Source organism: Mesorhizobium sp. LEGMi-168a, assembly GCF_058312955.1.
This window is the reverse complement of record NZ_JBZEGV010000022.1, coordinates 18,400-37,735: the sequence shown is the minus strand read 5'-3', so window position 1 is coordinate 37,735 and position 19,336 is coordinate 18,400. Positions and strand designations below refer to the sequence as shown.

The window sequence follows — 19,336 nt, the reverse complement described above, 5'->3', positions numbered from 1 at the left end:
TCAAATTGATTCCCGACTCGGCTTGCCATGTCCGTCCCCGCACGCTTTAGTGCGCGGCCATGGGCAAGGAAGTCGAGCGCAAGTTCCTGGTCTCTGATCCCGCCTGGCGTCGGCTGGCCGAGGCGGATATCCGCATTCGCCAGTTCTACGTCGCCGCGCAGCCCGGCCGCACGGTGCGCGTGCGCATCAGCGACGGGCGTTCCGCCGAGCTGACGCTGAAGTTCGGCGACAGGGCGCGCGAGCGCGACGAATTCGAATATTCCATTCCTCTCGCCGAGGCCGAGGAATTGATGGCGTTTGCCATTGGGCGTGTCATCGAGAAGACACGCCACCATGTTAGACACTGCGGCTATCTCTATGAAGTCGATGTATTCGGCGGAGTGCTCGCGGGGCTCGTGGTCGCGGAGCTGGAGACTCCGGAGGACGTACCTGACGAAATGCTGCCCGACTGGCTCGGTCGCGAGGTCACCAGCGAGTCGAAATTCTACAACGCGTCGCTGGCCCTCGGGGGGATTCCGGAGATCGCCGCATGAGCTTTCGCATCGATCCGCGCTTGCCGCTGACCGGCGAGGTCAGGCGCATATTGGCCGACGAGATCGGCAAGGCGCTCGGCCATCTTGAGACGGCGCGCGACAAGCCGGAGCAGGGGCTGCACAAATGCCGCAAGCGGTTGAAGAGCATCCGTGCCTTGCTGCGCCTGGTTCGTTCCGGAGACGAACCGTTCTGCCAGACTGAAAACGAATGTTATAAGCAGGTCTCGGCGCTGCTTGCCGGCCCACGCGAGGCGACCGCTCTCATCGAGACGATCGACCGCCTGGCGGACGCCTTCCCGGAACAGAGCGCCGGCGGCGGCCTTGACCCCGTCCGCGACCGGCTGGTGCTGCGCCAGCATGAGCTTCACGCCGGCCCCGGCCTCGACGGCGCCGTAAACGCGGCGGTCGCCGCCTGCCAGGAAGGGCTGGAGCGTATCGACAGGCTGGCCCTGCCCGACCAGCCCGAGCAGGCGGCCGACATCCTGGCTGAAGGTGCCCGCGCTACCTTGCGGCGGGCGAAAAAGGCGCTGGACAAGGCCGGCTCGCGCGGCGAGCCCAATGATTTTCACGATCTGCGCAAGGCAGCCAAGACGCACTCGATGCATCTGTCGTTGCTCGGCCGCCTATGGCCGACGCCGATCAAGGCGCGCCGCAAGGCGGTCGACAAGCTTGGCGAGTTGCTGGGCGAACTGCATGACGTCTTCGTCATGCGCGCGCTGCTCGCCGCCGATGGCGAGCCGCTCGGCCCCGCCGACGAGACCAAGCTTCTGCGCAAGCTCCTGAAGCGTTCGGAGAAGAGCCTCAGCAAGGCCTGCCTCACTGAGGCCGCCGACCTGTTCGGCGACAGCCCCAAGCGCTCGGCCAAAAAACTCGCGCGCAAGGCGCGCGACGATCTCGCGGCTCCCCACGAGGAAGCGAAGGCGGCCGCGGCCTGAGCCTCCCTTCTCCCCTTGTGGGAGAAGGTGGCCGCGAAGCGGCCGGATGAGGGGTGCTCCAGCTTGACAAGGCCGCTTGCCGGGCCAAGGGGTACACCGCTCACCACCGCCTCATTTCTTCCAACACCCCTCATCCGTCTCGGCGCTGCGCGCCGATCCACCTTCTCCCACAAGGGGAGAAGGGGTAGCTACGCCGGCAGCGGCCGCCGACCTTTCGCCCCGCTATCCGTTCGCGCGCCGGCATCCCGCGGATGCGGCCCGATCGGCATGATCGCCGGAAATGGGGTCGCGCCGAAGGCAAAGGTCCATTTGTAGCCGATGAGCTGATCTTCCGGCGTGGTGTGCTGGTCGTGATGGGCAAGCAGCCTTGCGCGTTCCGCCAGGTCTTCCGCCTCGCGCCGCACCATCTCCGCCGTCTCCGGCCGCATACGCCGCGAGAAGCTGACGAAGGTTGCTTGTCGTTCCATATGGCCGATCGCCCAGCCGATGAAGTTCTTGTTGGTCGTCTCGAAATGCGGCTTCAGCGGTCCCTCGAAATCCCACTGGATCGGCGTCTCGACCAGCAGCCTCGCCGACAGGCCGCGCCCGAGCGCCACCAGGCCAAGCTCTTCCAGATCGCGCAGATAGAGGAACATCGAGGCTTCGCTCAGGCCCTGCGAGCGCATGATGCCTTCGGGCGTGAATTTTTCCGACAGCATGATGAAGACGAAAAGCAGCGCCGGCCGCGCCACCAGCTTGCGCTCGATCTCCGGCGCGACGCGGTTGGCCGGCCCCGGTCCCCGGTTCATCGAGCCCAGCACATTCTCCAGTTCCACTTCCGCCGCGGCGCAGATCTCCATCAGCCGGTCGAGCTTGCAGTTCCGCTCATGGAAGATGCGCTTCACCGTCGGCTCGGAAACGCCCATGCGCTCGGCCAGCGTCCGGTAGGTCAGGCCCTTGGCCTTGAGTGTCCGTTTCAGCGCCTCGAAGATCGGACCGTTCATGGAATGCACCCCGTTTGCACGAATTCGTATCGATATTCGATACTAGGCTCGAACCGCCTTCCAGGAAAGTATCGAAAAACCTAGCTCTCCGCCGTCATCACAGGAGAGCACTCATGAAAACCCTCATCGCTTCGACCTTTTTCGCCGTCGCCAGCATCGCCATCGCTCCCGCCGTCCAGGCCGGTGAAATCTGGCGCGCCGGCGGCTTCGAACAGCCGGAATCGGCGCTTGTCGATACCGCCAACAAGCGCATCGTCGTCTCCAACATCGTCGGCAATCCCGGCGAGGCCGACGGCAACGGCTACCTGTCGCTGCTGTCGCTGGACGGCAAGGTCATCACGCGCCACTGGGTGGAGGGCATGGACGCGCCCAAGGGCATGGCGATCGCCGGCGGCAAGCTCTATGCCGCCGACATCACCAAGGTCCGTGTCGTCGACCTCGCCGGCGGCAAGCTGGTCTCGACCATCGACGTGCCGGGCGCGGTCTTCCTCAACGACATGACCGCCGATGCTTCCGGAAAGGTCTATGTCACCGACATGCTGGCCGACACGATCTACCGCATCGACGGCGACCAGCCGGAGCTGTTCGTGAAGGATGCGCTGCTCGCCTCGCCCAACGGCGTTTTCGCCGACGGCGACAGGCTGATCGTCGCCTCCTGGGGCAAAGGCATCAAGCCCGATTTCGGCACGGCGGAGCCCGGCGGCCTGCTCGCGGTCGATCTCGCCAGCAAGAAGGTGACGCCGCTGCCCGGCGCCCAAGAATTCGCCGACCTCGACGGCGTCGTCGCCATCGGCGGCGACATCTACGCCACCGCCTACATGACCGGCACGCTCTACCGTTACCAAGCCGGTGGCGTGCCGGAGGCGATCGCCACCTTCAAGCCGGGCAGCGCCGATATCGGCACCGACGGCAACTCGACCATCTATGTCCCGCTGATGAACGAAGGCGAGGTGGCGGCTCTGAAGATCGACTGAGAGCGGGCGGGAACACGCCGATCGGGATTGGACCGCCATATCGACGGCGCTGCCATCTGGCCACGCCGTCCGCTCCGGGATATCGGGCTGCGATCCCATTTCATGAGCGAAGCCGTGAAGACATCCAGCCTGACCGGCGCCGTTTCCCCGACGATCCCAGTGCTCGTATGCGCGCTGGCGATCTTCCTGCTGTCCGGGATGGACGCGGCGATGAAGTCCCTGGTCATTGCGGTGGGCGTCTACAACACGGTGCTGTGGCGCAGCATGGTCGCGACCCTGGTCGCGGGCGCGGCCTGGTCGGCAGGGCCGCGCTCGAAGCCAACCCTTCCGGTGCTGGGGCTGCATGCGCTGCGCGCCGCGATTGTCGGCATCGTCCTGCTCTCATTCTTCTGGGGTCTCGCCAGGCTGCCGCTTGCCGAGGCGATCGGGCTCAGCTTCATCGCGCCCCTGTTCGCGCTTTTCCTCGCCGCGCTGTTGCTGGGCGAACGCATAAGGCGGCAGGCCGTGTGGGCATCGCTCGCCGGTATCGCGGGCGTCGCGATCATATTGGCCGGCCAGTTCGGGCAAGCCGGCCATTCGCGGGATGCCCTGCTTGGCACGGGAGCGGTGCTCGTTTCGACGGTGTTCTATGCCTACAATCTGATCCTCTCCCGGCAACAGGCGCTGTTGGCCAAGCCGGTCGAGATCATGCTGTTCCAGAATCTCTGCCTCGCAATCATCCTTAGCCTCGCCGCGCCGTGGCTCGCCGTCGCGCTGCCGGGAGACCTCTGGCTTCCCCTGGTCGGGGTGGCGTTGCTGTCGCTGTCCGGCCAGTTCCTGATGAGTTGGGCCTACGCCCGCGCCGAAGCGCAATATCTGATCCCGACCGAATACTCGGCCTTCATCTGGGCGATCGCGCTTGGCTGGTTCTTCTTCGGCGAGGAGGTGGCCTGGACCACGCTGGCAGGGGCGTGCCTGATCGTCGCCGGTTGCCTGATCGCCGCGCGCGCAAACCCGAAACTTGCCGAGCCGATCGAAGCGGCGGTTTGAGAAGCGCGGATCACTCGCCGTCCGCCACCACTTTGCGCCGCTGCAGCAGGTGCGCCGCAAGCCAGCATAACATGGCCCAGGCGAAGCCGGCGCACCAGCCGGCTAGCACGTCCGACGGCCAATGCACGCCGAGATAGACGCGGCTGGTCCCGACCATCACCGTGACGAGCACGGCGAGCGCGAGCACGAAGATCTTGGTCCTGCGGTCCGGCAGGAAGCGGGCCGCCAGCGAGCCGAGGGTAAGATAGGTCACCGCCGACAGCATCGCATGGCCGCTGGGGAAGGAGAGCGACGTCTCGTTGACGAGATGCGAGACGAGATCGGGCCGCGGCCGGTAGACCTCGAACTTGAGCAGGCTGGAAAGCACCTGTCCGCCGGCCACAGCCGCGAACACGAACAACGCCGTCGCCGGCCTGCGGATCAGAAGCAGGTAGATGATCGTCGCGGTGGTGATCAGCACCAGCACGCTGGTGCTGCCGAGCGCGGTGACGTCGCGCACCGCGCCTTCCAGCCAGGGGGGGCCGATCGGGCTGTCCGGCTGCCCGGCATGGCGGAAGGCGAGCAGGATTTCCGTGTCGAAGGCGTGCGGGGTGGTGGCGCGCGCCACCTCCATGAGCTCCACCAGGCCCCACAGCCCGCCGGCGATCACCAGCCCGGCCAGCAGCACCGGAAATTCTATTCTGTTGAGCAGCGCGTTGGCGGTCGATTTCATCAGGGGCCTTGGGTCCAGCTACAGCCTTTGCATATAGGGCCCGAGCGTGATCAGCGCGACGGCTGCGATCGCCAGCACCACGCCGGTGGCCTGCAATGCATTCAAGCGCTCGCCGAAGAAGACCAGGGCCACGACGTTCACCGATACCAGCTGGATCACCGCTGACAGGCTGAACGACACCGACATGCCGAATTCTCGGATCAGCCTGAGCATGATCAGATTGCCGGCGGAATAGAGCGCGAGGGTCAGCAGGATCTTGGCCAGGCTCGGCGCCAGCCCCCATTGCTTGGCCGCCATCGCCGCAAAAAGGAAGATCACCGTCGAAACGCCAAGCTGCGCCAAGCCCAAGAAACCCACGTTTTCATCCCCTCCTGAAGCGGCTTTCGCCGCGCCCGTCGCCGCTGTTGTTTCCGAAGCGTGACAAGCCGTCAAGCTGATCCGGCGGGCAAGGAGCGCTGCTACGGGATCGCGCGCGGCCTGAGCCGAAACAATCGACAGCCGGCAAACCAGCCTTGTTTAATCACGCCGATGTCACGAAAATGTGATCGGCCGCTTATAGGGGTCGAAAGGTCACACGTTCCAGCCACCTCAAGAAGCCAGAGGACAGCCCATGACCGACTCCCCTGCAACCCGCTTCCGCACCAGCCAGCTCGAGGAGAATGACGGCCCGCCCGTCAATCCCACCGACAACCGCACCATGGGCGAGATCATCGCCGCGCGCTTCTCGCGCCGCGGCTTCCTGAAGGGTTCGCTGGCCGTCTCGGCCATCGCCGCCACCGTCAGTCCGCTGGCGCTCGTCGCTGCCGACGAGGCGCGCGCCACCGAGGCATCGGCCTTCAAATTCGACGAGCTCGAGGCCGGCATCGACGACAAGCACCATGTCGCGCCGGGCTACGATGCCGACGTGCTCTTGCGCTGGGGCGATCCGCTGTTTGCCGATTCGCCGGATTTCGACCCGGTGAAGCAGTCGGCCGAGGCCCAGGCAAAACAGTTCGGCTACAACAACGACTATGTCGGCTATATCCCGATCGACGGCTCGGCCGAGCATGGCCTGCTGGTCGTCAACCACGAATACACCAACCCGCATCTGATGTTCCCGGGCATCGTCAAGATCGTCGAGAAGGAAGGCGAGAAGGCCGCCGAGACAGCGCCGCTCAGCAAGGAGCAGGTCGATGTCGAGATGGCGGCGCATGGCGGCACCATCGTCGAGATCCGCAAGGAGGCCGGCAAATGGCAGGTGGTGCGCGACGGCAAGCTCAACCGCCGCATCACCTCCAACACCGAAATGGCGCTCTCCGGCCCGGTCGCCGGCCACGATCGCGTCAAGACCAATGCCGATCCGTCCGGCGCCAAGGTCATCGGCACGTTCAACAACTGCGCCGGCGGCGTCACGCCCTGGGGCACCTATGTGATGGCCGAGGAGAACATCCACGGCTATTTCTCGGGCGAGCTGCCGGAAGGCCACAAGGAGGCGGCGAACTACAAGCGGCTCGGCATTCCGGAAGGCGCGTATGAATGGGGCGCGCATTACGACCGCTTCAACCTCGCCAAGGAGCCGAACGAGCCCAATCGTTTTGGCTGGATCGTCGAGGTCGACGTCAACGATCCGAATTCGGTGCCGAGGAAGCGCACCGCCATGGGCCGCTTCAAGCATGAAGGCGCCGAATCGATCGTCGCCAAGGACGGCCGCGTCGTCTTCTATCTCGGTGACGACGAGCGCTTCGACTATGTCTACAAATTCGTCACCAAGGGCGCGTTCAACCCGAACGACCGCGCCGCCAACATGAACCTGCTCGACGACGGCACGTTGCATGTGGCGAAGTTCGCCGAGGATGGCTCGGTGGAATGGATGCCGATCGTGTTCGGTCAGGGCCCGCTGACGGCGGAGAACGGCTTTGCCGGCCAGGCCGACGTTTTGATCGAGACGCGCCGCGCCGCCGACCTGCTCGGCGCCACCAAGATGGACCGGCCGGAAGACATCCAGCCCAACGCCGGCAACGGTAAGGTCTATGTCATGCTGACCAACAATTCCAAGCGCAAGACTGATCAGGTCGACGCCGCCAACCCGCGCGCCGAAAACGCCTTCGGCCACATCATCGAGATCGTCGAGGACGGCGGCGATTTTGCCGCCACCAAGGGCAAGTGGGAAGTGCTCCTGAAATGCGGCGATCCTTCCGTGGCCGATGTCGGCGCCACCTTCTCGACCGCCACCACCGCCAATGGCTGGTTCGGCATGCCGGACAATTGCGCCGTCGATTCCGCGGGCCGGCTCTGGGTCGCCACCGATGGCCAGGGTCCGAAGGCCACCGGCCGCACCGATGGCCTGTGGGCTGTCGACACGGAAGGCGCTGCGCGAGCGACGTCAAAACTGTTCTTCCGCGTGCCGGTCGGCGCCGAGATGTGCGGCCCGCTGTTCGCGCCGGATGACCAGACCGCTTTCGTCGCCGTCCAGCATCCGGGCGACGGCGGCGAGGACTGGGAAGCTTTCGGCCGCCCGTCCTACTACGAGGACCCGTCGACCCGCTGGCCGGACTTTAAGCCGGACATGCCGGTGCGGCCTTCGGTCGTCGCCATCACCAAGCAGGGCGGCGGCAAGATCGGGGTTTGATCTGATCTGAAGGGGAGGGCTTCGGCGATCCGGAGCCCTTCCCTACTCCCGCTAGTCGGCGCGCTGAACCACGGCCATGTTCAGGGTGGTTCTCAATCGGAAGCCGATGGACTCGTAGAGCCTGATGGCGGGAGCGTTGCTGTCGTAGGCGTGGAGATACGGAACCTCGCCACGCGCCATGATCCGGTTCGCCACGAAGAGCGACAGCAGCCGGCCGAGGCCCACGCCGCGGAAATCCGGATGCGAGCACACGCCGCTGAGTTCGGTGTAGCCGGGCTGCTTCATGCGCTCGCCGGCCATCGCCGCAAGCCTGCCGCCGATCTTCACGCCCCAGAACTCGCCGAGGCTCATGGCCTCCAGCGTGAACGGGCCTGGCTTGGTGAGCGACGCCAGAGCCAGCATCTCGGCTGCATCGTCCTGCGTCAGCCGCTGCACGCGCTCATCGAACACGGTTTCGACCGGCTCTTCGGCGACCATCTGCACCAGCGATGCCGTCGAAACCGCTGCAAGTTCTGCAGGCAGGACGATCTTATCCGTCTGAACCAGGATCGCGCTTTCAAGCGGCAGCTTGCCCAGGGCCTGCAGGCTTTCCGCATCGTCCGCCGCTGTGGCGGCGAAGGGAACGATCGATGGCCGGTACCGCCGGGCAAGGCTGTCGCCTTCCGCGAAGGCCTGATGGCGAGTCGCGAGCGCGCTCCAGATGGGACGGTCGAGAACGTGTTTCATGACGCGACGGCATTGGCCTTTTCCGCACGGCGGTCGAGCGGGGTTGCGGCCAGCCGGTCCTCGATGGCGGCGAGCTGACCAAGCAGCGGCCCGGAGAGGTCCGCGCATAATTCCGCGACCGCGTCCTCGATGCGCGGCCAGACGTCACGCTTCGCGGTATCGACCAGGCGCTGGCCGTTCCGCGACAGGGAGACGATCCTGCGCCGCTGGTCGTCGTTCGATTGCGTGACCTCGACCAGGCCCAGTTCGGTCAGAAGCGACACGCTGCGCGTCACGCCCGGCTGTGCGATGCCGAGCGACTGCGCCAGCTCGCCGACCGGCAGCGGCCCCAGCCTGTCGAGCGCGGCGAGCAGGGGGTATTGGCTCGACTGGATCCGCACATCCAGGCGATCGAGCACGCGCTGCGTGTCGGCCTGCAACTGCTCGCCAATGCGCTTCAGCCGGCTGCCGAGGCAGAGAAAGCCGAGGGATCGTAGGACGTCTTCCATGGCCGAGCCACCTAAGCGAAAACTATAACTTGATATATAACATTGCATGGAAAATGGCAATATGTATCGCCTGACGCAGGTCTATCAGTGCCGGCAGCTACATCGGACGGCAGACATTTCCTCTTCATTCACGGCCGATAGCATCCTATATGGCGCTGGCGCGACATGACCGACAATCGGTCGCGCCAAGGCGACTGATTCGAGGCCCACCGGCTTGCGGGTCTCTGTTCATCGGCACGCGGAAGCTCATGCCCTCCCTGCGGAAACATATCGACAGGTTGCTTGAAGGCGCGGCGCCCAAGGTGCCGCGGCGCGAGCTGACCCATCTTGAGCGCCTGGCGATGGTTCGGCGCCACGGCGACTTCTCGCTCGCCTATTCCACCGCCGTGCAGCAAAAACTGTCCTATTTCAGCGACGGCGACGGCTACATCGCCTTCGGCAGCAAGATGAAGCACCATTTCGCGCTTGGCGATCCGGTGGTCGATCCGTCGGAGCGGCCCGGCTACGTCAAGCGCTTCGTCGAGGCCGCCGGCGGCCCCTGGTTCGTGCAGATCGGCGCCGCCACCGCAAAGGTGCTGGCCGGGCTCGGCTACCAGGTCAACCGGCTGGGTATCGACACCAGGCTGCAGCTGCCGGCGCATGATTTTTCCGGCAAGCGCAACGAAACCGTGCGTTATTCCGAGCGCTGGCTGGCGAAGAAGGGCTTCACCTTCGCCGAGGACAGGAAAAACATGCTCCTCGACGAGGTTTCGCGGCTGTCCGAGAACTGGCGCGGCGAGCGCATCGTCAAGCGCTGGGAGATGGGCTTCCTCAACCGCCCCTTCGCCGACCATCTCGGCGCCGACATGCGCCGCTTCGTCCTGCACGATCCGGAGGGTCAACTCGTCGCCATCCTCGATTTCGATCCGCTGTTCAGCGACGGCAAGCTCATCGGCTACACCACAGCCTTCAAGCGCAAGCATGTCGACGCCACGCCGCATTCCGAGATCGGCCTGACCAAATTCGCCGTCGACCGTTTTCGCCAGGAAGGCATTTCGGTCGTCACGCTGGGTCTGTCGCCGCTGCTCGATGTCGAGCCGAGCGGCTTTGCCGAATCGAGCTTCTGGCGCGGCGCCTTCCAGCGCGCCTACCAGTCGCCCTGGGTCAACCGCTCGCGCTTCAACCTGCAGGGCCAGGCCGCCTTCAAGCGCCGCTTCCACGGGCTGGAGGAGCCGACCTACATCGCCTTCCGCAAAGGCACGCTGATGGAGATGCTGGGGCTGTTGCGGCTGATCAAGGCGATCTAGGTCCGTCGATATTCAGGTGATGCCGGCCTGCAAATGGCGGTCTCCTGCGCTTCCGGTGCTCACGTACTTAAGTACGCTCCGCTCCGGTTCTCGGAGACCACCATTTTCGACTCGGCCTAACCTGAATCTCAACAGACCTAGCCGCGGCTCAAAGGCAACGTCTCCGTTCAATTCCGCAGCCGATAGCCCGTCCTGAAGATCCACGCCACGATCACGATGCAGATGGCCAAAAACACCAGCGTCATGCCGAGGCTGACGCCGACCGAGACGTCCGCCTTGCCGTAAAAGCTCCAGCGGAAGCCGCTGATCAGGTAGACGACCGGGTTGAACAGCGTGACCGTCTTCCAGATGCCGGGCAGCATATGGATCGAATAGAAGCTGCCGCCGAGGAAGGTGAGCGGCGTGACGATCAGGAGCGGCACCAGCTGCAGCTGCTCGAAAGTCCTCGCCCAGATGCCGATGATGAAGCCGAACAGGCTGAAGGTCACCGCCGTCAGCACCAGGAAGGCGATCATCCAGAACGGATGCTCGATCCTGAGCGGCACGAACAGCGCCGCCGTCGCCAGGATGATCAGCCCGAGGATGATCGATTTGGTCGCCGCACCCCCGACATAGGCGATGATGATCTCGAGATAGGAGACCGGCGCCGACAGAAGCTCGTAGATCGAACCGACGAATTTCGGGAAGTAGATGGCGAAGGACGCGTTCGAGATCGACTGCGTCAAAAGCGAAAGCATCATCAGCCCCGGCACGATGAAGGCGCCGTAGCTGATGCCGTCGATCTCGGTGATGCGCGAGCCGATGGCCGAGCCGAAGACGACGAAATAGAGCGACGTCGAGATGACCGGCGAGATGATGCTCTGGAGCACCGTGCGGAACGCGCGCGCCATCTCCACCCGGTAGATCGCCCAGACTGCACGAAGATTCACGGTCGCGCGCAGGTTCATGGCTCTTGCCTCAGAAGATTGACGAAGATCTCTTCGAGCGAGCTGTTCTTGGTGTCGAGATCGCGGAACTGGACGCCGGCAGCCTCGAGGTCGCGGATCAGCGAGGCGACGCCAGGCCGGTCGCTCTGGTTGTCATAGGTGTAGGTGAGCTGCCCGCCGTCGCCCGACAGCTCCAGCGCATAGCGCGACAGGCCGTCGGGTATGGCACCGAGCGGCGCCCGCAGCTCTATCGTCATCTGTTTGCGGCCGAGCTTGCGCATCAGCTCGGCCTTGCCTTCGACCAGGATGATCTCGCCGCGATTGATGACGCCGACGCGGTCGGCCATCGCCTCGGCCTCTTCGATGTAATGCGTGGTGAGGATGATGGTGACGCCATCCTCGCGCAGCCGCCGCACCATCGCCCACATGTCCTGGCGCAACTCGACATCGACGCCGGCCGTCGGCTCGTCGAGGAACAGAACGCGCGGCTCGTGCGACAGCGCCTTGGCGATCATCAGCCGGCGCTTCATGCCGCCGGAAAGCGTGATCGCCTTGGCGTCCTTCTTGTCCCACAGGGAGAGATCGCGCAGCACCTTCTCGACGAACTCCTTGTTCGGCGCCTTGCCGAACAGGCCGCGGCTGTAATTCACCGTCGCCCACACCGTCTCGAAGGCGTCGATGGTAAGCTCCTGCGGCACCAGCCCGATCAGGCTGCGCGCGGCGCGGTAGTTCTTGCCGATATCATGGCCGTCGACGGTGACGCTGCCCGACGAGCGGTTGACGATGCCGCAGACGATCGAGATCAGCGTCGTCTTGCCGGCGCCGTTCGGCCCGAGCAGCGCAAAAATCTCGCCGCGCTCGATATCGAGGTTGATTTCCTTCAGCGCCTTGAAGCCGGTGGCATAGGTCTTGGTGACACCGGATATCGAAATGATGGATGGCATGGCTGAAAACGGCTGCTGAAAGGGTGCTTTGGATTTTTATTGCGCTGAATGTCGGTGCGCGAGGCAGGAAGTCAATGCCGCTCCTGACAATTCAATGCATGTCGCCCAAAAGTGCGCAGCGGTTTTGGGACAACGACATGCATCAAAACAAGGCTTAAAGCGCGTCGCCCGAATCCGTTTCAGCGCGACGCGCTTTAGACAGTCGTTCTCCGTCAGGCCTCCCGGCACTTGTGACGGTTCCTGTCGAACTGCTGCGACAACGCGCCTCGCGTGACGCCGCGCCGCTTTGACCGGGGCGTGCTTGAGGCCTATCCTTCAAGCATAAATTGCAGCCGGAGCCCAGCATGGACCCGCTCGTTCTGTCGCGCATTCAGTTCGGCGCGAATATTTCGTTCCATATCCTGTTTCCGGCGATCACCATTGCACTTGGCTGGATGCTTCTCTTCTTCAAGCTCCGCTACAACGCCACCGGCGACTCCGCCTGGATGCGCGCTTATTTCACCTGGGTGAAGGTTTTCGCGCTCTCCTTCGCCATGGGCGTGGTTTCGGGCGTCACCATGAGCTTCCAGTTCGGCACCAACTGGCCGGGCTATATGGAAACGGTCGGCAACATCGCCGGGCCGCTGCTCGCCTATGAGGTGCTTACCGCCTTCTTCCTCGAAGCGGCCTTCCTCGGCATCATGCTGTTCGGCTTCCGCCGCGTCTCCAACCGCATCCACACGCTGGCGACCGTGCTGGTGGCGGGCGGCACCACGGTCTCGGCCTTCTGGATCATCGCGCTGAACTCCTGGATGCAGACGCCGGCCGGCTTCGAGATGCGCGACGGCAAGGCGCATGCGCTCGACTGGTGGGCGGTCATCTTCAATCCGTCCATGCCTTACCGGCTGGTGCATATGCTGCTCGCGTCAGGGCTCACGGTCTCCTTCCTGATCGCCGGCCTGTCGGCGCTGCGCTACCTTTACGGCGACCGCTCGGAATCGATGTGGAAGGCGCTGCGCACCGGCGTCTTCACCGCTGCCATCCTGATCCCGATCCAGATCTTTGCCGGCGACCAGCACGGCCTGAACACGCTCGAGCACCAGCCGCAGAAGATCGCCGCCATGGAGGCCAACTGGAACACCGGCCCCAACGTGCCGCTGGTTCTGTTCGCGCTGCCCGACGAGGCGGCCAAGGAAAACAGGTTCGAGCTCGCCATTCCGGACGGCGCTAGCGTCGTGCTGCGCCACTCGACCAGCGGCGTCGTGCCCGGCCTCAACGACTATCCCGGCAACCACCCGCCGGTCTTCCCGGTGTTCTGGGGTTTCCGCATCATGGTCGGCACCGGCATATTGATGCTGATCGTCTCCTGGTCGGCGGCTTATTTCCTCAAGCGCCGCCACAGCCTGCCGAAGCCGCTGGCCCTCATCATGGTGCCGATGGCGCTCTCCGGCTGGCTGGCGACGCTGGCCGGCTGGTACACCACCGAGATCGGCCGCCAGCCCTGGCTGGTCACCGGCGTGCTGAAGACGGCGGACGCCGTCGGCCCGGTCGCCGGCAGCCATGTCGCGCTGACCTTGGCCGTCTATCTCATCCTCTATGTGCTGCTCTTGATCGCTTATCTGAGCGTGCTGGTGCACCTGGCGCTGAAGGCGGCCAAGGATGGCGACACCTCGCCGCTGCCGGGCGCCATGAACGCGGCCCTTTCACAGCAAGCTGCCGGGGAGTGATCATGCAGCTACGAGGCGCAAGGTCCGGCTGGTTCGATCGGCGGCTTTCTTCAAAGCCTGGCGCCGCCCCTCACCTGCCTGCCGGCATCCTCTCCCCGTATAGTGACGGGGAGAGGGGCGCTGTCATCGCCGTTTTCACCAATCGCCATCGTGGTAGCAGGAAGGGCGTCGGCGTTGCGGCCAGCCCCCTTCTCCCCGTCACTATACGGGGAGAAGTGCCCGGCAGGGCGATGAGGGGCGGCGCCAACCTCCACAATCGATCTGAAACGGTTGCTTCAAGCGGTATGGCCGCACGTCGGACCTATCGCGGTTCGAGGAAAAAAAGATGACCTTCGACTGGCCAACCGCGCTGCCGCTGATCTTCGCCGGCCTGATGGGCCTAGCCATCCTGATCTACGTCATCCTCGACGGCTTCGACCTCGGCATCGGCATCCTGTTCGCGGCCGCTGAAAGCTCCGAGCAGGATACGATGATCGCCGCGATCGGCCCCTTCTGGGACGCCAACGAGACCTGGCTGGTGCTGGCGGTCGGGCTTTTGCTGGTCGCCTTCCCGATGGCGCATGGCACCATCCTCACCGCGCTCTATCTGCCGGTCTTCGTGCTCTTGGTGGGCTTGATCCTGCGCGGCGTCGCCTTCGATTTCCGCGCCAAGGTGCCGGCCGGCAGGAAGCACCGCTGGAACCGCATCTTCTTTTTGGGCTCCGCGACCGCCTCGCTGGCGCAGGGCTATATGCTGGGTGTCTATGTGCTCGGCCTCGATGTCGGCCTCGGCGGCATGGCCTTCGGCGCGCTGGTCGCGCTCTGCCTGTCGGCGGCCTATGCCGCCATGGGCTCCGCCTGGCTGATCTACAAGACCGAGGGTGACCTGCAGGTCAAAGCCGTGCGCTGGCTGCGCACCACGCTGGTGCTGACCGCGCTCGGCATGGTCGCGGTGTCTTTGGCCACGCCCTTCGCCAGCCCGCGCATCTTCGCCAAATGGTTCCTTTGGCCGCAGATGCTCTATCTCTCGCCGCTGCCGATCCTGTCGGCGCTGCTGTTCCTGTGGCTCTGGCGGCAGACCTTCCATCTGCCGAAGCCCGACGACCGGCATGCCTTGCGGCCATTCCTGACCCTGGCCGCCATCTTCGCGCTCGGCTTCGCCGGGCTTGCCTGGTCGTTCTACCCCTATGTCGTGCCCGACAGGCTGACGATCTGGCAGGCCGCCTCGGCGCCCGAGAGCCTGGCCTTCATCCTGATCGGCACCGTCGTCGTGCTGCCGATCATCATCTTCTATTCCTTCTACGCCTACCGCGTGTTTGGGGGGAAGGCGACGGATTTGACGTATGATTGAGGGGGTTGGGGGCTGCCACGAAGACGCCGTGATCCTTCGCGCCCCCCTCTGCCCTGCCGGGCATCTCCCCCACAAGGGGGGAGATTGGTGGTTTCGTCGCTGGCGCCTTTCCTGCAACGTTGGAGATTGGCGAACGACGGCGTGACGGCTGATCTCCCCCCTTGTGGGGGAGATGTCCGGCAGGACAGAGGGGGGCGCTGTCCCGCCGACGTCTCCAAGCGAACACCGCCTCAAAAACCTCAGCTCTTGCTGCTAGCCAGCACCAGCACCGGCTTCTCGCTGTAGAGCTGCGGGAACAGCGACTTCAGGTTCTCGATCTTCGGCAGGTCGTTGTAGACGATATAGGGGTAGGTCGGGTTCAACGTCAGGAAATCCTGATGGTAGTCCTCGGCCGGATAGAAGGTCTTGCCGGTCTCCAGCGTGGTGACGATCGGCTTCGCAAACACCTTGGCCTTGTCGAGCTGGGCGATGTAGCTCTCGGCGACCTTCTTCTGCTCGTCGTTCTCGGCGAAGATCGTCGAGCGGTACTGCGTGCCCTGGTCCGGCCCCTGGTAGTTGAGCTGCGTCGGATTATGCGCGACCGAGAAATAGACCTGCAGGAGCTGGCCATAGGTGACCTTCGACGGGTCATAGGTGATCTCGACCGATTCCGCGTGGCCGGTGCGGCCGGTGCCGACGGTCTCGTAGACGGCGTTCTCGGCGCTGCCGCCGGTGTAGCCGGAAACCGCCTTGCTGACGCCCTTGACGTGCTGGAACACGCCCTGCACGCCCCAGAAGCAGCCGCCGGCAAAGATTGCTTTCTCGGTGCCGCCGGCAGCCTTTTCATCCACGGCCGGCGGCGGGATCACCACCGCGTCCTCGGCCGAACGCGCAGGCGTCTGCCAGAAGGCGGCGGCCGCCGCCGTCAACACCAGCGCCGCAAGCGGGGCGAGGTATGGTGATCGCCGCGCGGGTTTTTTCTCGATGCCGGTCATGTTCAATCTCCCTTGTTACTGTCCATCATATACGAAAGAAGCCGCCGCCGGGTTCTCATTTGCCGTGCGGCCGGCGCCGCCCCCTCTCAGTCTCGGCTTCGCCGAGCCACCTCTCCCCCGCCTTTGGCGGGGGCGAGGAACTCAGGCTTGCGAAGGCCGCGCCCTTGGTGGTTGGCGTTTCCTCGCCCCCATGAAATGGGGGAGAGGTGGCTCGGCGCGCAGCGCCGAGACGGAGAGGGGGAGCGCCCTGTGCGATTGTCCGGAGCCTAGGTCGCTGAACTCATTGAGCCGGAGCCATCGCGTCGGCGGGCTTCATGGCATCCGTCGCCGGCTTCATCGCATCCGCCGGCTTCATTGCGTCCGTCGCGGGTTTCATGGCGTCGGCGGGTTTCATCGCATCCGTTGTCATCGCGTCGGTTTTCATGGCATCGGCCGGTTTCATGGCGTCCGTCGCCGGTTTCATCGCATCCGTCGCCGGCTTCATGGCGTCGGTCGCCATCGCATTGGCTGGCTTCATCGCATTCGTCGCGTCGTCGGCGCGGGCGCCGGCGGCGAAGGCCGTGGTTGCGAGCGCAAGCGCGAGCGCCGTCAGGAATTTGGTCATGGTCGTCTCCTTGGGTTGCGGCGCGCGATGCGGGCCGGATGATGCGCTGCCGCCTCATGCGGCATCGCGCGAAAGGGATGATCGATCAGTTCGCGGCCGCGGCCAGGATCGGCCCGCCGCCCGGGGTCTGCACCAGCACCGCCGTGCTGAGGCCATTCGTGGCATTGGGCAGCGGCAGCGTCGTCGCCTTGCCGCTCCAGCGGCCGAGCCTCTGCAGCGAACGCACGACATTGGCATGCGGCAGCGTGCGTCCGGTGTTTTCGCCGCGCGCCACCGGCACTTCGATGACGCCCTTCGTGTAGCGCACCAGCCAGACATCGGCCGCGCCGCCCGGCGCCGTGCCGGCGCCGATGCTGACCTTGCCGTTGCCGAGCGAAAGCGCCGGGCCATCGGCGCGCGGGCTTGCCGAAATCAGCCGCTCGATCTCGCCGGGCTTTGCCCCAACCACATCGGCGCTGCCGTTCACAACCACCTGCGGCGTGAACGGCCCGTCATGGCCGAGCGGCGGCTCGTAATTGACCTGGCGCTCAGTGAATTCCTGCCGGCCGAACGTGTCCTTCCAGCCGAGATAGTCCCAATAGGTGACGTTGAACGACAGCGCCAAAACGCCCGGCTGGTCCTTGACCTTGATCAGATTGGCATTGGCCGGCGGGCAGGACGAGCAGCCCTGGCTGGTGAACAGCTCGACCACGGTGAGCGGCTGCGCGGAAGCAGCGCCGAGGGTGGCGGCAAGCGCCGCGCCGACGAGTAAAACCTTGCCGAGCGTTGTCTTTGGTACGGTCATGGGAAGCAGTCTCCGTTGCGGCGATGCTCCTCATTTCGCCGCCGCGGAAGACTTCGTTACAGCTTCACCGGTTTGTGATTGAGGCGCTCTTTCCCTTCTCCCCTTGTGGGAGAAGGTGGCTCGGCGCGCAGCGCCGAGACGGATGAGGGGTGCTCCAGCTTGGCAACCGCGTGCATCCAGTTCACCGCCAAGGCTGCAGCCCGGTATCCTTCACATAAGCGATGATCGTGTCGCAAACGCCATCTAAATCTCTCAGGACGTCGTCATTCCAAAACCGCAACACGCGAAAGCCTCTCGCCTTCAACTCGGCACCGCGAGCTTGGTCGGATTCCGAGTCGGCATGCTGGCTGCCGTCGATCTCGACAATCAGACGTGCCTCAAGGCAAACGAAATCGGCAATGTATTTTCCGATAGGAGCCTGGCGTCGAAATTTGATCCGATTGAGCCTGCGGTCGCGCAGTTCTTGCCAAAGCTTATGCTCGGACTCCGTCATTTCACGGCGGAGCGTGCGGGCGAAACTGCGCTTGGCTTTGGTGATCGGCTGATGTGGCATGGTGTGAGATTAGCCAGCCGCCGCGATCCGTCCAACACCCCTCATCCGTCTCGGCGCTGCGCGCCGAGCCACCTTCTCCCACAAGGGGAGAAGGGGGAGATCAGCTATCACTGCGTCAGCACCGTGTCCGACGGCCGCTGGTTGAAGGCGCACTTGCCGGTCACGGTGTAGAAGAAGTCGGCCTGGGTAGTGCCCACGGACGGGGCAGTCGGCACGGCCGATCCGCCGTCTTCCCAGGCTTGGTAGCTGGTCTGACCGCAGGGCACAGCGCTGAAGATGTCGACCGTCTGCCCGGTCGCGACCTCGGGCATATTGGTTTCGCTGACGCCGATATAGAGCCGGTTCGAGGTGGTGGCATCGTTCGACTGCAGCGTCTTCGGGTTGCCCGAGGGCACATCCATCTGCAGGTTGAGCTGGTTCATCTGGCTGACGTCGATGGAGGCGCCGGCGCCGTTGGCCGGGTAGGTGGTGGTCGCGCAGGTGGTGTTGAAGTAGATCGTCTTGCCGCTATTGGAGTCCTTGGTGCTGCTGGGGATCGAGTCGGCCGGCGGATTGCTGAAGGGGCTGGTCGAGCCCGTCGTGGTGCAGGTCTGCTGCTGGACCTTCGTCGGCGTGGTTCCATTCATCGTGTAGATGGTGGAGGTTCCGTAGCCCTTCGGCTCGTACACGGAGTAGCTGTTTTTGCCCACTTTATAGGTGTATTTATAGGGGACGTAGTTGTAGTCGATCGTCATGAGGCTCTGGGCGTTCGTCTGGGCGAACTTGGTGCCGTAGAGCGTCATCTTCTTGTTCCAGTAGCCCGACACTTTCGTCACCTTGAAATCGGCCCCCACCAGTGCCGGCGTCTTGCGCACCGAGGAGCCGACGCCGACATTCACCGTGTTGATCCTGGCGATCGACATGAAATCGGTCGGCATCGGATAGGCCGCCGTGGCTTTGAAGCTCGCCGTGCCGTCGGCGGCGACGTCGACGGCGGTGAGCGTCGCCGTGCCCTGTCCGCTATTGGCGACATAGGCCTGCTGCAGCGCGATCTGGCGGTCGGCCTTCGAGGTCGTCGTATCCATCGTGGTGATCGACAGCACCGCGGCGTCCAGCGCGTTCTGCATGTTGCTCCTGGTCGTCACCGCCGAGGTGTAGTCGACGGAAAAGCCGACCGCGAGCAGCAGCGGGATCGATAGAAGGACCATGAGCGGCATCATCGAGCCGCCTTCAGAGCGGACGAAATCTCTTGCGGACGAAAA

At 64.5% G+C, this 19,336-nt stretch carries 20 protein-coding genes; 8 read left to right on the top strand and 12 right to left on the bottom strand.

Going from position 1 to position 19,336, the window contains the following annotated elements:
• Positions 1-59 precede the first annotated feature (59 nt).
• Entirely contained in the window at positions 60-533 is a 474-nt protein-coding gene (locus AC4FWB_RS24450; protein ID WP_491028800.1) for a CYTH domain-containing protein, read from the top strand.
• A complete protein-coding gene (locus AC4FWB_RS24445) occupies positions 530-1,468 on the top strand; it encodes a CHAD domain-containing protein (RefSeq protein WP_491028799.1) in 939 nt (312 codons plus the stop codon). Before AC4FWB_RS24450 ends, AC4FWB_RS24445 begins: the two co-directional genes overlap by 4 nt.
• Positions 1,469-1,656: 188 nt before the next feature.
• Here AC4FWB_RS24445 and AC4FWB_RS24440 read toward each other — a convergent pair whose 3' ends face one another.
• Entirely contained in the window at positions 1,657-2,451 is a 795-nt protein-coding gene (locus tag AC4FWB_RS24440; protein WP_491028798.1) for a helix-turn-helix domain-containing protein, read from the bottom strand.
• 113 nt (positions 2,452-2,564) lie between these two features.
• Between AC4FWB_RS24440 and AC4FWB_RS24435 the strand changes: the two genes are divergently transcribed.
• Positions 2,565-3,425 carry an SMP-30/gluconolactonase/LRE family protein gene (locus AC4FWB_RS24435; protein ID WP_491028797.1) on the top strand — a complete coding sequence of 287 codons (861 nt, stop codon included), beginning with the start codon at positions 2,565-2,567 and terminating at the stop codon, positions 3,423-3,425.
• Positions 3,426-3,527: 102 nt separating this feature from the next.
• The gene (locus AC4FWB_RS24430) at positions 3,528-4,454 is read left to right on the top strand and encodes a DMT family transporter (protein ID WP_491028796.1); all 927 of its coding nucleotides are present in this window, start codon (positions 3,528-3,530) and stop codon (positions 4,452-4,454) included.
• 10 nt (positions 4,455-4,464) lie between these two features.
• Here the strand turns inward: AC4FWB_RS24430 and AC4FWB_RS24425 are convergent, their stop codons facing one another.
• Positions 4,465-5,166: a phosphatase PAP2 family protein gene (locus AC4FWB_RS24425; protein WP_491028795.1), complete on the bottom strand. Its 702-nt coding sequence runs from the start codon at positions 5,164-5,166 to the stop codon at positions 4,465-4,467.
• 18 nt (positions 5,167-5,184) lie between these two features.
• Positions 5,185-5,523 (bottom strand): hypothetical protein, encoded by a 339-nt coding sequence (locus AC4FWB_RS24420; protein ID WP_491028794.1) that lies wholly within the window; start codon positions 5,521-5,523, stop codon positions 5,185-5,187.
• 253 nt (positions 5,524-5,776) lie between these two features.
• Here AC4FWB_RS24420 and AC4FWB_RS24415 point away from each other — a divergent pair, with 253 nt between their 5' ends.
• The gene (locus tag AC4FWB_RS24415; RefSeq protein WP_491028793.1) at positions 5,777-7,774 is read left to right on the top strand and encodes a PhoX family protein; all 1,998 of its coding nucleotides are present in this window, start codon (positions 5,777-5,779) and stop codon (positions 7,772-7,774) included.
• A gap of 51 nt (positions 7,775-7,825) precedes the next feature.
• On the opposite strand, the gene AC4FWB_RS24410 is transcribed toward AC4FWB_RS24415, so the two are convergent.
• The gene (locus AC4FWB_RS24410) at positions 7,826-8,500 is read right to left on the bottom strand and encodes a GNAT family N-acetyltransferase (protein WP_491028792.1); all 675 of its coding nucleotides are present in this window, start codon (positions 8,498-8,500) and stop codon (positions 7,826-7,828) included.
• Complete coding sequence (locus AC4FWB_RS24405) at positions 8,497-8,988, bottom strand: MarR family winged helix-turn-helix transcriptional regulator (RefSeq protein WP_491028791.1); 492 nt, start codon at positions 8,986-8,988, stop codon at positions 8,497-8,499. The genes AC4FWB_RS24410 and AC4FWB_RS24405 overlap by 4 nt, the downstream gene beginning before the upstream one ends.
• 248 nt (positions 8,989-9,236) lie before the next feature.
• On the opposite strand from AC4FWB_RS24405, the gene AC4FWB_RS24400 reads away from it, so the two are divergent.
• The gene (locus AC4FWB_RS24400; RefSeq protein WP_491028790.1) at positions 9,237-10,274 is read left to right on the top strand and encodes a phosphatidylglycerol lysyltransferase domain-containing protein; all 1,038 of its coding nucleotides are present in this window, start codon (positions 9,237-9,239) and stop codon (positions 10,272-10,274) included.
• A gap of 167 nt (positions 10,275-10,441) precedes the next feature.
• Here AC4FWB_RS24400 and AC4FWB_RS24395 read toward each other — a convergent pair whose 3' ends face one another.
• Positions 10,442-11,203 (bottom strand): ABC transporter permease, encoded by a 762-nt coding sequence (locus AC4FWB_RS24395; protein ID WP_491028871.1) that lies wholly within the window; start codon positions 11,201-11,203, stop codon positions 10,442-10,444.
• 14 nt (positions 11,204-11,217) lie between these two features.
• Entirely contained in the window at positions 11,218-12,144 is a 927-nt protein-coding gene (locus tag AC4FWB_RS24390; protein ID WP_491028789.1) for an ABC transporter ATP-binding protein, read from the bottom strand.
• 344 nt (positions 12,145-12,488) lie between these two features.
• On the opposite strand from AC4FWB_RS24390, the gene AC4FWB_RS24385 reads away from it, so the two are divergent.
• On the top strand, positions 12,489-13,850 hold the full coding sequence (locus AC4FWB_RS24385) for a cytochrome ubiquinol oxidase subunit I (protein WP_491028788.1): 1,362 nt from the start codon (positions 12,489-12,491) through the stop codon (positions 13,848-13,850).
• A 325-nt stretch (positions 13,851-14,175) separates the two neighbouring features.
• Positions 14,176-15,180 carry a cytochrome d ubiquinol oxidase subunit II gene (locus AC4FWB_RS24380; RefSeq protein WP_491028787.1) on the top strand — a complete coding sequence of 335 codons (1,005 nt, stop codon included), beginning with the start codon at positions 14,176-14,178 and terminating at the stop codon, positions 15,178-15,180.
• A 239-nt stretch (positions 15,181-15,419) separates the two neighbouring features.
• On the opposite strand, the gene msrA is transcribed toward AC4FWB_RS24380, so the two are convergent.
• The 5 genes from msrA to AC4FWB_RS24355 form a co-directional block, all read right to left on the bottom strand.
• Positions 15,420-16,154, bottom strand: coding sequence for a peptide-methionine (S)-S-oxide reductase MsrA (gene msrA / locus AC4FWB_RS24375; RefSeq protein ID WP_491028786.1), 735 nt, complete (start codon positions 16,152-16,154; stop codon positions 15,420-15,422).
• Between the two features lie 280 nt (positions 16,155-16,434).
• Positions 16,435-16,758: a hypothetical protein gene (locus AC4FWB_RS24370; protein WP_491028785.1), complete on the bottom strand. Its 324-nt coding sequence runs from the start codon at positions 16,756-16,758 to the stop codon at positions 16,435-16,437.
• Between the two features lie 85 nt (positions 16,759-16,843).
• On the bottom strand, positions 16,844-17,542 hold the full coding sequence (locus AC4FWB_RS24365) for a DUF1223 domain-containing protein (protein ID WP_491028784.1): 699 nt from the start codon (positions 17,540-17,542) through the stop codon (positions 16,844-16,846).
• Between the two features lie 181 nt (positions 17,543-17,723).
• On the bottom strand, positions 17,724-18,095 hold the full coding sequence (locus AC4FWB_RS24360; RefSeq protein WP_491028783.1) for an endonuclease domain-containing protein: 372 nt from the start codon (positions 18,093-18,095) through the stop codon (positions 17,724-17,726).
• Between the two features lie 107 nt (positions 18,096-18,202).
• Positions 18,203-19,294: a TadE/TadG family type IV pilus assembly protein gene (locus AC4FWB_RS24355; protein WP_491028782.1), complete on the bottom strand. Its 1,092-nt coding sequence runs from the start codon at positions 19,292-19,294 to the stop codon at positions 18,203-18,205.
• Positions 19,295-19,336: the final 42 nt, after the last annotated feature.

Excerpts from the sequence above, each read along its gene's own strand:
- AC4FWB_RS24450 (WP_491028800.1), top strand. The coding sequence starts at position 60 with ATGGGCAAGGAAGTCGAGCGCAAGTTCCTGGTCTCTGATCCCGCCTGG.
- AC4FWB_RS24445 (WP_491028799.1), top strand. The coding sequence starts at position 530 with ATGAGCTTTCGCATCGATCCGCGCTTGCCGCTGACCGGCGAGGTCAGG.
- AC4FWB_RS24440 (WP_491028798.1), bottom strand. The coding sequence starts at position 2,451 with ATGAACGGTCCGATCTTCGAGGCGCTGAAACGGACACTCAAGGCCAAG.
- AC4FWB_RS24435 (WP_491028797.1), top strand. The coding sequence starts at position 2,565 with ATGAAAACCCTCATCGCTTCGACCTTTTTCGCCGTCGCCAGCATCGCC.
- AC4FWB_RS24430 (WP_491028796.1), top strand. The coding sequence starts at position 3,528 with ATGAGCGAAGCCGTGAAGACATCCAGCCTGACCGGCGCCGTTTCCCCG.
- AC4FWB_RS24425 (WP_491028795.1), bottom strand. The coding sequence starts at position 5,166 with ATGAAATCGACCGCCAACGCGCTGCTCAACAGAATAGAATTTCCGGTG.
- AC4FWB_RS24415 (WP_491028793.1), top strand. The coding sequence starts at position 5,777 with ATGACCGACTCCCCTGCAACCCGCTTCCGCACCAGCCAGCTCGAGGAG.
- AC4FWB_RS24410 (WP_491028792.1), bottom strand. The coding sequence starts at position 8,500 with ATGAAACACGTTCTCGACCGTCCCATCTGGAGCGCGCTCGCGACTCGC.
- AC4FWB_RS24405 (WP_491028791.1), bottom strand. The coding sequence starts at position 8,988 with ATGGAAGACGTCCTACGATCCCTCGGCTTTCTCTGCCTCGGCAGCCGG.
- AC4FWB_RS24400 (WP_491028790.1), top strand. The coding sequence starts at position 9,237 with ATGCCCTCCCTGCGGAAACATATCGACAGGTTGCTTGAAGGCGCGGCG.
- AC4FWB_RS24390 (WP_491028789.1), bottom strand. The coding sequence starts at position 12,144 with ATGCCATCCATCATTTCGATATCCGGTGTCACCAAGACCTATGCCACC.
- AC4FWB_RS24385 (WP_491028788.1), top strand. The coding sequence starts at position 12,489 with ATGGACCCGCTCGTTCTGTCGCGCATTCAGTTCGGCGCGAATATTTCG.
- AC4FWB_RS24380 (WP_491028787.1), top strand. The coding sequence starts at position 14,176 with ATGACCTTCGACTGGCCAACCGCGCTGCCGCTGATCTTCGCCGGCCTG.
- msrA (WP_491028786.1), bottom strand. The coding sequence starts at position 16,154 with ATGACCGGCATCGAGAAAAAACCCGCGCGGCGATCACCATACCTCGCC.
- AC4FWB_RS24370 (WP_491028785.1), bottom strand. The coding sequence starts at position 16,758 with ATGACCAAATTCCTGACGGCGCTCGCGCTTGCGCTCGCAACCACGGCC.
- AC4FWB_RS24365 (WP_491028784.1), bottom strand. The coding sequence starts at position 17,542 with ATGACCGTACCAAAGACAACGCTCGGCAAGGTTTTACTCGTCGGCGCG.
- AC4FWB_RS24360 (WP_491028783.1), bottom strand. The coding sequence starts at position 18,095 with ATGCCACATCAGCCGATCACCAAAGCCAAGCGCAGTTTCGCCCGCACG.
- AC4FWB_RS24355 (WP_491028782.1), bottom strand. The coding sequence starts at position 19,294 with ATGATGCCGCTCATGGTCCTTCTATCGATCCCGCTGCTGCTCGCGGTC.